The organism is Frankia sp. CoBUL1 (assembly GCF_978021245.1).
The window spans coordinates 1-13152 of record NZ_CDXDOS010000085.1 but is presented as its reverse complement, the minus strand read 5'-3'; the positions used below and the strand labels follow the sequence as shown (position 1 = coordinate 13152).

Below are 13152 nucleotides of genomic sequence, written 5' to 3'. Positions count from 1 at the left end.
GTGCGGACCAGTGGTCAGGGGCAGCGGGTAACCGGTCGTCCCTTCCATCGGGCGGTACCCCGCCGACGACGCCACCACGACACCGCAGTCAGATAGCCCAACAGGCTCACGGAAGCCGGATGAGCGGCGGCGTCGGGCCAGCTCCGGCCGCCCGTGCGGCGGGCGGCGAGCACCCGGCCGGCGACCCCGGCGAGGTACCCGACCGCGCCCGGGCCCGAGCCACCCAGTGCCGCCACCGCCGGCACGACGAACAGCCAGGCCAGCATGCCGATCTGCCCGACGCTGCCGAGCGTGCTTCCACCGGCGACGGCCAGCGACTTCGCGTAGCCGTCCCGCAGCTGTGACCATCCGGAGTACATCCGGTTGACCGCGAGATCGGTGCCGTCCACGACCACTCCCCGCCCGCCGGCACGCTTGAGCCTGCGCAGCAGGGCGACATCCTCGATGACCTGGTCCCGGACACCCTCGTGGCCGCCGGCCCGGCGGTAGGCCGCCACGTCCACGGCCAGCAGCTGTCCGCCCGCCGCCGAAAGCGACGGCCGGACGGAGCGTTCGGCCAGCCGCAGCGGCAGCAGCGCCAGCCACGACCACTGGAGCAGGGGTTGGATCAGCCTTTCGGCGACACCGGCCGCCTCCTGGCGCGGGTAGGGGGAGACGAGGTCGAGGCCGGCGTCCCGCAGGAGGAGAACGGTCCGCGCGACGCCGTCGGGGGCCACCGTGACGTCGGCGTCGACGAAGACGAGGACCGTGGCCGCCGCCGCGGCCCGGGCGCAGGCGTGCGGTTTGCCGAGCCAGCCGGCGGGCGGCTCCGCACCGCGCAGCGCGACGATCCGGTCGTCCCTCGCCGCCCACCGCGCGAGGATCTCCCCGGTGCCGTCGGTGGAACCGTCGTCGTAGACGAGGATCTCGAGGCCGGGCACCCACCGTGAGCCGAGCAGGGCCGACAGGCACCGCGGCAGGCTCCCGGCCTCGTCGCGGACGGGTAGCACGACCGTCACCCGTTCGCGTACCGGCCGGGCCGGCGGTGGGACGCGTAGCAGCCGCGCGTTCACCGCTGTGTGCACGGCGATGGCGGTGGACGCCACCGCGGCGGACAGTACCGCACCCGACCAGCATCGCCCGGCAAGCCACCGGGCCGGGGATTCCGTCCACCGGGCCGGGGATCTCGCTACCGTCCGGTGCCCCGTCCCGTGCCCTGTCCGCCACGGCGTCGTCATCGTGGTGGGGAGCCCGCCGGGACCGGGCGGTCCCCGGCCCGGGCACGGTCCCGGGGTCCGGTCCGGGCCGCCGCGACGAGCGCAGCCCCCATCGCGATCCCGCCGGCCGCGGCCACACCGGGACGGTCGAAGAAGGTGAGGTTCGCCAGCGTCGAGGAGACGTAGGCCCACAGGAGAAGGGCGAGCGGGGCGCGCTCGTCGCGAGCCGTGCTCCCGGCCTGGTCCGGAAGCGCCGTCAACGCCGCGGTCATGGCGATCGCGACGGCCATCCAGCCGGCGGTGTTGGTGAGTGGGATTCCGTTGAGCGTCGGGCCGCCGCCGAGCCACCGCCAGTACCCCGCGGCGACCATCTGCGGGTCGATGAAAAGATCCCAGGCCGCGAGGACGAGCGCGGCCAGCACGACGGTGCGCGCCCGGCCGCGGTGGTGGCGACGGGCCAGGACATACGCCGGGTAGGTCGCCATCGCCCAGGCCATCGGCACCACGACCGGGACGCCGTACAGGCGGGTGCCCAGGGCGGAGCCGTAGACGTAGCGGCCGAAGGGCCAGCCGGTGTGCACGCCCACGGTCTCCACGAGCAGCCCGCCGCCGACGGTCACGGCGAGAAACCCGGCGGTCCACGCTCGGCCACGGGTGAGCAGGGCGTGGCTCACCGAGGATGCGAAGAACAGCACGATCGAGGCGATGGCGAGCGCCGCCCCGGCGGATCCGGTGACCAACGGACAGGGGAGCTGCACCGCCACGGTGGCCGCCGCGAAGATCCACGGCACCGCGGTGGGCCGCGTCGGCCGCGCCGATCCGGTGAAGAGCGCGTCGGCGGTCATCGTACCGGTGCGTGCCGGTCGGCTCCTTGGGCGGAGGCGCCGTCGGGACGGGCGGGGGAGCGTCCGCGGAGCTCCTTGCCGAGCACGGCGTAGGGGGTGAGGGTCCCGGGGAACTGGAAGTCGGACAACAATGGAACGAATCCCTCATGATCGTACAACCGGCGCGCCGGACTGCCCGGGGGTTCGAGGGCGGACAGCGCGGCCGTGCGTTGCGGGGCCCCGCGCAGCAGCTCCCGCAGTATGGTGCGCCCGATCGCCCGGCCCTGGTAGGCGGGCAGGACGTGCAGCTCCACGATCTCGAGACAGTCGTCGAGCCAGTACGCGGCCGAGTCCGGCGGGAGCGCGCCGGCGACGACGTCGTGCCACCACTGGCCGACCCGGCCGGGCAGGGCGTAGGTGATCCCGATGAGTTCGTCGTGGGGTGTGACGGCCGCCACGGCACGAAGGTCCCGCCGCTCGAAGTGCCGGCGCGCATGGGCGGCCCGGTCCCGGGCGGCCCGCTGCGGGTCAGGCTCGTGGTGATCGAGGAAAGCGGCCTTGTAGACCGCGATGACATCGTCGAGCCGGGTGCGCATCCGGCTCGGGGACCAGCGGACCACCCTCACGTCCACGTCGGTCACCGGCGTCGCCTCCTGTCCGCGCCCGGATCGCCGACCTGGCCCCACGAGTCGGGTCCGGCGAGCCAGGAGGCTGGGGCGCACCATCACGTCGCTCGACGATAACTCGCCGCCCGCCGGCACCGCTCGGCGATGGGAATTACTGCTACGTAACGTCATTCCACTGATGTGGAGGGTGCTAACTCCGGATGGGTGGGAGACCGGCCCGATCACCGGCCATGGCGAGCGTGGCGCAGCGCGGCGTGCCGGCGAGGAGGTCGGCCACCAGCATGGCCACCGCCGGGGCCTGCACGGTGCCACCCGCGTTCGTCCCTGCCGCCACGATCACCCGGCCGCCGTGGTCTGCCACGGCCTCGACAAGGGGGAGGCCGTCCGGGGTCGCCGGGCGCTCGCAGACGCGGACGTCGAGCATCTCCACACTGCCGTCAGGCCGGCGCAGCGTCGGGAACAGGCCGGCGACCGCCTGCTCGAAAACCGCGCGCAGACGGGCGACGCCGCTGTCCGCGGCCGCCCGCACGGCGGTGCCCAGATACCCGAATCCGCCGCTGACATGGATCCTGGCACCATCGGCGGACAGCGTCACATTGATCACACCGAGGGGATCTCCGGCGTGGACCTTCACCGGCCGTCGCAGACCCGGGTTCGGCAGGGTCAGCGAGAGGCCGAGCAGATGCGCGACGGCACCGGCGCCGGGCCAGGCGGCGCCCAGCAGCCGCTGCAGGTCGCGGCCGGCCAACGGTCACCACGGCCCAGCCGGTGCGCAGGGTCGAGCCGTCCGCGAGATGCAGCCGGACCCCGCTGCCGGCTCCGTTCCCGATTTCGTGCCCGGCCTCGTTCCCGTTGCCGTCGGGGTTCCCGTCGATGCCGGTCTCGATGTCGGTCTCGATGCGTTCCACCCGGGTGCCGGCGCGCACCTCGACGCCCGCGGCCCGCAGCCGGTCGATGAGTACCGTGGCCAGATCGTGGATGTTGACCGCGTAGCCGTCCACCTCGACCGCTGCGGTCACCTCCCGGACGCCGCCGGGCAGCGGGATCGAGCGGCCCAGCGCGGGCCAGTCGCGAACCAGGTCCGCCCGGGACAACCGAACGACCCGCCCCCCCGCGGACCGCTGCAGCCGCTCGCCCGCGGCGAGGTCGTCCGGACCGAGATAGATCCGCGGGATGCGGGCGTCCCAGCGCAACCCGCACCCGGTAGCGAGCCCGTCCCCGCCGTCGGCGAGCGCGAAAAGATGCTCCCACCCGCGCAACCCCAGCCGGTTCAGGGCGATCACCAGGTCCCGGGCCACCGCGTGCAGCCCGGGACGATCGGCGCGCTGCTCGAAGGCGGCGGCCCAGGCCCTCTCCGGCTCCGACAGCGACTCCGGGTCCCGTAGCCGCCAGCCGCCGTGCGTCGGATCGCGATCGAGGACACCCACGCGGCTCGCGTCCGCCTGCGGCAGGGTCTCGGTCGCCGACAGGTGCCGACCGTTCGTCCCCGCGAACGTCGTGCCCTGGGCGGCAGGGTCTGCCCGGTCGGCCGGCGCGGCGTCGAGGACCCGGACGGGGTGGCCTCGCAGCCGCAGCACGAGCGCGATCGTGAGTCCGACGATCCCGCCGCCGACGACCACCACGTCGTGCTTGTCGACGGCGGAACCGTCAGAGGCCGGGTCCTCGACGGCCCGGCGGCCGGTGCCCTGCCGATCGCCCCGGCGATCGGCCAGGTCATGACGATCGTCCTTCGGGCCGTTCCCGGTGAGGTCGTTCCCGACGAGGTCGTCCAGGTCGGCCCGCCCGACCACCGCGAGGAACGCCTGATCGAGATCGTCGCTGCAGGCGGGACTGTGCATCGCCACGGAGCAGAGAGTGAATCCGCGCCGCGGCTCCCCGCCGTCCTCGGCGATCCGCCCCGCGAGCAGCTCGCGGACCGGGCCGAGGAACCGGGGGGCGTTGTCGATCACGGCCTCCAGGTCGCGGCGGTCGTAGGCGTCGACCAGCGCCCGGTCGGTGAAGACGCGCGGTTCGCTGACCGACACGAGTCGGCGGCCGGTGAACGACTTGACGTGCCGCATGTCGATCATGCCCGCGGATATCCGGGGCCCGTCGTGCACGAGGGGCGCGGCGATGCTGATCAGATCGGCGGCGTCGAGGACGTCCTCGACGGTGCGGGCGACGTGGATCCGGTCTACCGGCAGTCGGTGCTTCGCCGCCCAGCGCGCGATCGTCGCCGGCCTCGCCGCGAGTGAGGGAGCGTGCACGGCCAGGTGCCAGCCGCGTGCGACGCCCTCCCGGGCGACCCGGCTGTTGATGTTTCCGGCGCCGACGAGGCCGAGCACGCCCGGCCGGTCGGTGCGCGTGGCGGCCCCGGCCGACTCGGCGCCGGGTGCGTCGCCGAGCGGGTCGAACAGCCGGTAGACGATGAACCGGGCGACGTGCCGGGCGTTGACCTCGGGGGTGTTGCGCACCTCGATCCGGTGGCGGGCCGCGGCGGCCAGGTCGACGGCAGCGAGGGAGGTGCCCCGGCGGACCAGCAGCAGGGGTCGGTCCCGGCCGGCCTCCGCCGGGTCCGTGCGGACCGCGGTGGCCCACCGTTCGAGTGCCGGTCCATCCACCGCGTTCACCCCGACGACGAGGGTGTGCGGCCGCAGTTCGACCAGGGCGTCGGCCAGGCCCGTCGGCCGGGTGGCCAGCTCCGGGCGTAGCCGGGCGGAGTCGTGCCGAGTGACGAGCCGCGCGACCCGTTCGCTCACCGGTGTCGCGATCAGAACCCGACGGCGGGGGGCTGCGTCCAGGGCGCCTGCTCGCGGGGTATCGACATGCGGCTTGCTTCACCCGGTTCGTGGGAAGGTGCGGGGCGTGGGAAGGTGCGGGCGGCCCCTCCACGGTGGCGGGTGCCGTTCAACGGGGCGTCAAAGCAGGCCGTGTCCCCGCCCGGATACGGCGGGGAGCCGTGGCTGGATCTTCAACGCGGCGTCAACGTCGGCCCGGGGCTGACCTGCAGGAGAGGATCCCGCCCGCCCAGCGTCCCCCGCGAGCCGAGCACCGCGAACCGCGCGAACAGTTCCTCGCTGTACCAGCCGACCATCGGTGTGCGCCGGACGACCTCGCTGTGCGCGGGGCGGCCGTAAGCGAACCTGCGCAGCGACGCCGCGTCCTGCCAGAGGCTGAACGTTCCCTGTAAGCCGATCGGCGCCTCCCCGATGCCAGCCGCGAAGATCAGACCCTCGGCCTCGGCGAGGTCGACCGCCACCGCCGGCACCGCTTGGCGGAAGGCGAGGGTGTGCCGCAGGGCGATGCGGGCCCGGGTGATCACCGCGACCGCCGCGGGGGCGCTCGTGGGAGGCGGAACGTTCGACGCCGCCGGGTCGCCGAAGGGCTCCTGCCGTGACCATCGCCCACGTGACGACAGCGGGTGAAGGTCGATCCGCCAGCGTTCTTCGGCCAGCGACGACCATGCCGGCACCGCCGCGGATCGTTCGAAGGAACGGGCCGCCGACGGGGAGGACCAGACGGCGACCATCGCCCACTGGCACGGATCGGCGTCGCGCAGGGTGAAACTGCTCGCCGAACCGGTGCCCAGCAGTTTTGCGAAGGTCAGTCCCGGTGTGTGCCGCAGGGCGGTACGGTCGGCGGCCATCCGCGCCAGGGCGTAACCGATCCGTCGCCGGGGCACCCGCCAGAAGTCGACGGTGACAAGCGTGCTCATCGCCGCACCGATGACAGGCGCAGCAAGCTGTCCCGGGCGGCCCCGTACTTGTCGGCGAAGGCCGTGGCCACGGCCCCGGCGCCGTCGTTGTCGCGCAGGGGTACCATCCGGCACCGCCCGGTTCCAGCCAGTACATGCCGACCGTCGCCCGCCACCTCCGCGAGCAGGCCGTCCGGACCGCCGCGGCCCAGCAGCGCGACGAGGTCGGGGGAGGAGACGTACACCGCCCCGTCGAGGCGCACGAACTCGGTCTGTACCTCGAGATGGCCCGCGTCCGACGGGGAGACGCGCAGCGGCACCCGCAGATAGTCGTCCAAGGCGGTGCTCCCTTCCAGACTCCAGAGCCGCTCGAAGTGCTGTTCGACGAACTGGACCAGGGTGGAGGAGACGGCCGCCTCGTGCTGGGTCGCGGCGGCCGAGGAGTACCCGACGGGGAACGTCGAGACCAGCGCCCCGGTGTCCCAGCGGTGATACGTCGTCAGGGGCTGTTCGGTGTAGAGACGCACCGCGAGCCGGGAGCGCAGGACGGGAGCGAGCCGATCCCGCAGTGCCTCGAGGACCAGCAGGTTCGAGCGGATCATGCCCGGTACGTCGACGCTGTGCAGGAGGTCGGCGGCTCGTCCGGCCACGGCCGGGGAGTCCGGGTCGAGTAGGAGCACCTGAATGATCGCTCCGGCGTCGACCGCCGCGAGCACCGCGCCGGCGAAGGCGGTCCGGTGCTCGGGGGTCGCCAGATCCGTCCAGGTGTTGAGTAACCGGACGCTGCGCCGGGACGATGCGATCCGGGCGATGAAGTACGCCGGATCGAACGTGCTGAGCAGCCGCCCGCTGGTGAACTGGGTGGGCTCGGCCGTGACCGGTGCGCTCAGCCGTTCCTCGGCGGCCGGCAGCTCGGGGGAGCCCTGCTGACGTAGCAGCGTGATGCCCTGCTGCCAGGATCGCCGCGCCGCCGGATGGTCGTCCATCTGGGCGAGGATGTCACCCCGGCGGATGAGCACGCGTGGCTCCCAGCGGGTGTCGGGTAGCTCGGCGAGCAGCGGCAGGCTCTCGTTGTAGCTTGCCAGAGCCCGGTCCAACCGGTACTGGAAACGGTGGAGATCGCCCAACCGGCGCAGGGCCAGCGCCTCCAGCGGGCGGTTGCCGAGTTTGCGGGCGATCGACAGGCTCATCGTCAGGCAGTTGATGCCGTCGGTGAGCTCGTCGCGGTCGCCGTGGACCATGGCGACGTTCACCAGGGTCTCCGCCTCGGCCTTGCGGGCGCCGCCCCGGCGCATCATCTCCAGGCCGGCCTCGAAGTGGACCAGAGCCGCGGAGAACTCCCCCCGACCGCGGCAGGCGTCGGCCAGCCCGCGCAGCGTCCGGGCCTCACCCAGCTCGTCGCCGAAGTCGACGAAGATCTTCCGGGCGCGGGTGAGGCGTTCCGTGGCCAGCGTCAGGTGGTCGACCGTAGCCCGGTAGACCTCGACCGCCGGTTGATCGTCGGGGTCCGTGCCGTCCGCGTCCAGTCGCCAGAAGGCGTCCTCGAAGGCCAGCGTGATGTCGCGCTCGGCGAGGTTGGTCAGCAGCGTCGCCTCGGCGAGGCGGTGCCCGCCCCGGCGGGCCGCGGCCAGCCCCAGGACGTGGCTCTGCTCCCAGTCGCCCCAGTGCGCCGCGAAGGCGTAGAACTCGGCGGCCTCGGTGGCGAGCAGCCAGGTCGGCTCGTCGAGACCGGCCGCGTGGGCCTGGTCGATCAGGCTCAGGAGGTTTCCCCGTTCCCCGCCGAACCAGACCAGCGGCCGACCGACCAGGTCGGCGACGCCTGCCTGTTCAAACCGAAACACGGCCCCTGTCGTGAGCGCAGCCGCGTCCTCGGCGACGGGGGTGAGGGTGCGCACCCCGCCGGGGCTGAAGGTGTCGACCGCCTCCCGCAGCATCGCCAGATAGGCGTACAGCAGCCGCCCCAAGGCCGCCCGGTGTTCTCCGGACACGGTGGAGGGGGCCCCGGCAGCGTCGTGGTGCCCGTTGCCGGTGTGCCCGTTGCCGGTGTGACGGTTGTCCCCGCCGGCCTCGGGGATCCGACCCGGGGCCGCGGGGTGGCCGAGCGGGGTGCCGACCCCGGTCTCGCGCTCCCGGGCGAACACCCGGAGCAGGTCGTGAAAGCGGTAGCGCTCGGTTCCCGTCCGGTCGGCGCCACGTCGTTCGAGTAGCTGGGCGTCGGCGAGCCGGTCGACGACGTCCTCGGCTTCGTCGAGGTCGAGGACCGCCGCCGCGGCCCATGGCGCGAAATCGCTCATCGCGGGCAGCGACAGCAGCCGGAAGGCGCGCTGCTCGTCCGGCGGCCGGCCCTCGTAGCTCAGCGAGAAGCTGGCCCGGATCTCCAGGTCGCCGGCCTCCAGCCAGGACAGCCGGTCGCGTTCGTTGGCGAGCCGCCCGGCCAGGCGGGCCAGTTTCCAGTGCGGATGGGCGGCCAGCTTGCGCCCGGCGATCTGGATCGCCAGCGGTAGGTAGCCGCACAGGCCGACGATGTCACGCGCGGCCTCGGGCTCGGTGTCGACCCGCTGCGTGCTGACCATCTTGGCCAGCAGCTCCACCGCGTCACTGGGCAGCAGGACGTCCACCATCCAGTACGGGGCGCTCAGACCGTGCAGCCGCGACCGACTCGTGATGATGACCGCGCAGCCCGGGCTGGTCGGCAGCAGCGGCCGGATCTGTGCCTCGCCCCCCGCGTTGTCGAGGATGATCAGGACCTTGCGGGTCGCGAGCAGCTCCCGGTACATCTCGCCGAGATCGTCGGGGTCGGCCGGTACCGCGGAGCGGCTGACCCCGAGCGTCTGGACGAACCGGGACAGCACCCGGGCCGGGGCCAGCGGGCTGCTGTTGCCCCGCAGGTCCACGTACAGCGTGTCGGTGAACCCCGTGCGGACGCGATGCGCGATGTGCACGGCCAAGGCGGTCTTGCCTGCGCCGGCCTTACCCGCGAACGCCGCCACCACGGTTCCCCGTGACAGCCCGACCGGATCGGTCAGCATGGCGTGCACCTGGGCCTGGATCGTGTCGCGCCCGGTGTATTCGCGGATGTCCGGGGGCAGCTGGTACCCCCCCTGGCTCGTGGGCGCCACGGAGACCCGCCGGTCGAGCGAGCGGGGCGGGGTCCAGGCCAGGCTGGACGCGCCGCGCAGCACGTCCTCCTGCAGCTGCTGCAACATCGCGGAGTCCAGCCCCAGGTCGTGCGGCGCCTCCAGGCCCTCCCGGCAGGCCCGGGCCGCGTCCTCGATCCGACCGTCCCGGTAGAAGGCGAGAACCAGCTCTCGGCGCAGCCCGTCGTCGTGGGGGTGCCGTGTCACCAGCACGCGCAGATCCCCGATGACCTCGTGATGACGACCCAGGGAGAGATCGGCGGCGATCCGGGTCTTGGCGATGTCGAGCTGGAGTTCGTCGAGGGCGTCCACGTAGGCTCGGGTGAACGGGTAGTCGATCAGGTCGACCAGCGGCGGTCCCCGCCAGAGGGCCTGGGCCTCCTGCAACGGGGCGATCGCGCTCACCGGGTCACCGTCGTCCACCGCGCGCCGGCCTTGTTCCAGCAGCCGACGGGCCTGTTCGGAGTCGATCTGCTCCGGGCGCACGTCAAGGACGTACCCGGTCCCCTTGCGCAACAGCACCTCGGAACCGGTCTCCAGCCGCCGCCGCAGCTCGCTGACATGGGTACGCAATGTGGCCAGCGCCTTCTCCGGCGGTGGGTCCCCCCAGATCACCTCCAGCAGCCGGTGACCGGGCACCACCTGACCGGCTTCCAGCAGCAACGCGGCCATCAGCACCTTGCGCTGGGTGCCGCCGAGCACGATGGGTGCTCCCCCGGCAGTGATCTCCAACGGGCCGAGGATGGCGAACTGCAGGCTGTCGCGGTCAGGCATCTGGTCCTCTCGTACGACCCCCGGTGATGTCTGTATTACCGCAGCGTGCGCCGGGAGGGGACATGGCGGCAACTACCGATCTGGAACGGCCCCTGTCGTTTCCGCGTCAGGCCTGCTCCGGCGCCCGGTGTCCGGTGCGACGCGGGTGGCGGTCCGACTCCGTGGGGTGTCGTGTGACCCGATCGCGGAATCCAGGTGTTCCGATCAACGCATTCTCAATGGTTCTGGTGATTGTGCGTGCAGTGGGTGTTGATCGCTTGGAGGTGCACTGAGTCCACGAAATCGAGGCGGCAGACGGCCGGGAGACGGCCGGCGAGGCGGAGGGGGTTGGGAACATGGCGATCACGGTGCCCAGGAGCCTGGCGAGGCGGCCCGCGTCGGCGGTGACCCCGGCGGTGACCCGGACCAGGACACCGCGGACGATGGCCGGGGCGGACCTTCTCCTGCGACGTGCCGGCGGACTGCCGCATGAGCTGATCTTCCGGATCGAGTCGGTATCCCGGCACACCTCGGTCCGGCACGTGCACGTCGAGACCGACGAGGGCGCGCTGCTGGCCGACTGGTGGTCGCGGGGCCGGGTCGAGCTGATGGCGGCCGGCCGTTCGTGCTGGAGACCGACCTCGACGGTTTCGGGATCCGTCTGGTCGAACCCATGGGACGGGTGCCCCTGGCCGCCTTCGAGCCAGGCCGCCACGGGGGCTGGGTGCGCCTGTCGGACGGTGCCACGCTGCGTTGGCTCAGGCCGACCCGCGGCGAGTTCGCCAGCGGGCTCGTGGGTCACCGTGATGTGAACATCATCCGGTTTGCGCTGGACGGAACGGCGCTTGTCGTGGCCGATCCGGATGCGCTCGACCCGAGGGTTACCCGGGTGGCCCGGACGACAGGTGCGGATTCGGGACATGTCTGTCGGGGGAAAGCCGCGGACCCGCGGCTGGGATGGGTTCCCGACGTGGTGGCCCTGCTCGTCCTCGGCTGGTTTCTTCGGGTGGTCGAGTCCGAGGTCGCCGGATCTGCTCGATCGCGTGTTCGATACCTCGATGCTTGACGGGCGGCCCCGGCGAGGGTTCACTACTTCGTGATCGAATCTATGTTCGAGACTCGGGAGGTGTTGTGGCCACCGTGACCAGTCGGCCGATCAGTGGCTCGGACAGTGGCTCGGACCCGGCGGGAGGAGCGGCCCGCGGTAAGGGTGCGTTTGGCGGCCCCGGTGGATCTACCGGGGCGCACGGTGGATCAACCGGGCCGGTTGGACGGGCCCTGGTGTCGGCGGCGGGGTTGCCTCGCCGCTCCCGCGACGATCTGTTGGTCGCCGCCCGGCGCGGTCTCGGTGAGGCCGAGTACGCCCAGGCGGCCGGGGAGCGCTACGCCCTCGCCCACCTCGCGGCGCTGCGGGCGGCGGCCGCTGTCCTGGCGGACCGGGCCCGGCCCCGTCCCGGTCGTCGCGGTCGGCCCGTGAGTGCCTGGCGCCTGCTTGTCCGGGTGGCCCCCGAGCTCGCGGAGTGGGCGGAGTTCTTCGCGGCGGGGGCCGCCCGGCGATCGGCGGCCGAGGCCGGGCTGAAGGTAGTGACCAGGCGGGAGGCCGATGATCTGATCCGTCAGGTCGATCTGTTCATCGGGGTTGTCGAGGGCGTGCTGGGCCTGCCGTCCCAACCGATGATCGCCGGCGCCGGTCCGGTCGGGCCTGGGGAGGTCACGATGGTCATGTCGCCGGGCCGAGGGCAGGCTGACCGTGGTCGGCCCGGCGGCGCCCCGGGTGGGTGACGAGCGGTTGCGTTTACGGTGATCATCGGTCACTATCGGTTACTTTCCGAGGGGTAGTGGTTGGCGGAGCAGGAGATCATCGATGGTCCTCACCGGTTCTGAGCATCGGCACCGCGGCGCGCATCGGGCCGTGCCGTCCGCCGTTGCGCGTCGCAACATCTGGGTACTGCGGGTCGTAGGGCTGTCGGCTGGCGGGCTGGTTGTCGGGGTCGCCATAGGCCTCACCGTGGGTCGGTGACGCGCCTGGTCCTCCGGCGTGGGCGAGCGGGCTGACGGCGGCGCCGACGAAGCCGGCGTGAGGAGGCGCGACACGCATGACCAGCCATGTCACCGGCGCGGATCTGCGGCAGGCCGCGATCTGGCACGGCCTGCGGACGGTCCTGCCCGGATCGGCAGCGGGGGTTCCGGCCTGGTCGGTGGCCCCGGCGGCCACAGCCATCCCGCCGATCATCGTTGACGCGGGCGGTGGGAGTGGTGGCTTCGCCGTACCCCTGGCGGTCGAGGGCTACCTGGTGATCGTCGTGGACCCGTCGCCGGACGCCCTGGCAGCGTTGCGCCGTCGCGCCGACGAACGGGGCGTCGCCGACCGGGTCACGGCCGAGCAGGGCGATCTGGCTGACCTGACCGGCATCGTCGGAGCCGAGACCGCCGATTTGTTGCTGTGCCACTCCGTCCTCGACGTCGTTGACGATCCCGAGGCCGCGCTGGCGGGGGCCCTGCCGGTGCTGCGCCCGGGAGGCGTTCTCAGCCTCGTCGTCGCGGGCCGGGCTGCCACGGTGCTCGCCCGCGCCCTGGCGGGTCGCTTCGAGCAGGCGCAGGCCGTGCTGACCGGCCGGGGCGCCGGGGCGCCCCGGCCGCCCGCCGGGTTCACCACCGCCGAGATCGTCGCGCTGGTGAACGCGGCGGGCGCGGACGTCGTCGACGTCCACGGGGTGCGCGTGTTCGCCGACCTGGTCCCCGGGGCACGGGTCGACTCCGATCCCTTCACCGCGCAGCGGCTGCTGCGCCTGGAACTGGCCGCGGCCGCCCTGGAGCCGTTCCGTGACCTCGCGGCACAGCTGCACGTGCTTGCCCGCCGTCGTGCCGCTGGTACCGCTCGCGAAGCCGGCGCCGCCGGGTTCCCGTGACCGTGGATTTCCCGGTATGAAAGCAGGGCCGCGC

The 13152-nt window shown here is 72.9% G+C and carries 9 protein-coding genes and 1 pseudogene; 3 read left to right on the top strand and 7 right to left on the bottom strand.

Annotated features, from left to right (window positions below; genetic code table 11):
* Nucleotides 1–14: 14 nt before the first annotated feature.
* The 7 genes and pseudogenes from AC08OX_RS08750 to AC08OX_RS08720 all read right to left on the bottom strand — a co-directional run bounded on the left by AC08OX_RS08750 (nt 15) and on the right by AC08OX_RS08720 (nt 10230).
* On the bottom strand, nt 15–1085 hold the full coding sequence (locus AC08OX_RS08750) for a glycosyltransferase family 2 protein (protein ID WP_476607350.1): 1071 nt from the start codon (nt 1083–1085) through the stop codon (nt 15–17).
* A gap of 128 nt (nt 1086–1213) precedes the next feature.
* Complete coding sequence (cruF, locus tag AC08OX_RS08745; protein WP_476607349.1) at nt 1214–2041, bottom strand: bisanhydrobacterioruberin hydratase CruF; 828 nt, start codon at nt 2039–2041, stop codon at nt 1214–1216.
* Entirely contained in the window at nt 2038–2661 is a 624-nt protein-coding gene (locus AC08OX_RS08740) for a GNAT family N-acetyltransferase (RefSeq protein ID WP_476607348.1), read from the bottom strand. The genes cruF and AC08OX_RS08740 overlap by 4 nt, the downstream gene beginning before the upstream one ends.
* 175 nt (nt 2662–2836) lie before the next feature.
* Nucleotides 2837–3280 carry an FAD-dependent oxidoreductase gene (locus AC08OX_RS08735; protein ID WP_476607347.1) on the bottom strand — a complete coding sequence of 148 codons (444 nt, stop codon included), beginning with the start codon at nt 3278–3280 and terminating at the stop codon, nt 2837–2839.
* Nucleotides 3281–3476: 196 nt separating this feature from the next.
* Nucleotides 3477–4484, bottom strand: a pseudogene (locus tag AC08OX_RS08730) (FAD-dependent oxidoreductase); the annotation flags it as partial.
* A gap of 1112 nt (nt 4485–5596) precedes the next feature.
* Nucleotides 5597–6340 carry a spheroidene monooxygenase gene (locus AC08OX_RS08725; protein ID WP_476607346.1) on the bottom strand — a complete coding sequence of 248 codons (744 nt, stop codon included), beginning with the start codon at nt 6338–6340 and terminating at the stop codon, nt 5597–5599.
* A complete protein-coding gene (locus AC08OX_RS08720; RefSeq protein ID WP_476607345.1) occupies nt 6337–10230 on the bottom strand; it encodes a BTAD domain-containing putative transcriptional regulator in 3894 nt (1297 codons plus the stop codon). The genes AC08OX_RS08725 and AC08OX_RS08720 overlap by 4 nt, the downstream gene beginning before the upstream one ends.
* A 562-nt stretch (nt 10231–10792) precedes the next feature.
* On the opposite strand from AC08OX_RS08720, the gene AC08OX_RS08715 reads away from it, so the two are divergent.
* The 3 genes from AC08OX_RS08715 to AC08OX_RS08705 all read left to right on the top strand — a co-directional run bounded on the left by AC08OX_RS08715 (nt 10793) and on the right by AC08OX_RS08705 (nt 13118).
* Nucleotides 10793–11275, top strand: a complete 483-nt coding sequence (locus AC08OX_RS08715; protein ID WP_476607344.1) for a hypothetical protein — start codon at nt 10793–10795, stop codon at nt 11273–11275.
* 215 nt (nt 11276–11490) lie between these two features.
* On the top strand, nt 11491–11991 hold the full coding sequence (locus AC08OX_RS08710) for an SAV_6107 family HEPN domain-containing protein (RefSeq protein ID WP_476607343.1): 501 nt from the start codon (nt 11491–11493) through the stop codon (nt 11989–11991).
* A 314-nt stretch (nt 11992–12305) separates the two neighbouring features.
* On the top strand, nt 12306–13118 hold the full coding sequence (locus AC08OX_RS08705) for a methyltransferase domain-containing protein (RefSeq protein WP_476607342.1): 813 nt from the start codon (nt 12306–12308) through the stop codon (nt 13116–13118).
* Nucleotides 13119–13152 lie beyond the last annotated feature (34 nt).

What these genes read in the sequence shown, in the direction of transcription:
- cruF (WP_476607349.1), bottom strand. Translation starts at nt 2,041, where the DNA reads ATGACCGCCGACGCGCTCTTCACCGGATCGGCGCGGCCGACGCGGCCC.
- AC08OX_RS08725 (WP_476607346.1), bottom strand. Translation starts at nt 6,340, where the DNA reads ATGAGCACGCTTGTCACCGTCGACTTCTGGCGGGTGCCCCGGCGACGG.
- AC08OX_RS08720 (WP_476607345.1), bottom strand. Translation starts at nt 10,230, where the DNA reads ATGCCTGACCGCGACAGCCTGCAGTTCGCCATCCTCGGCCCGTTGGAG.
- AC08OX_RS08705 (WP_476607342.1), top strand. Translation starts at nt 12,306, where the DNA reads ATGACCAGCCATGTCACCGGCGCGGATCTGCGGCAGGCCGCGATCTGG.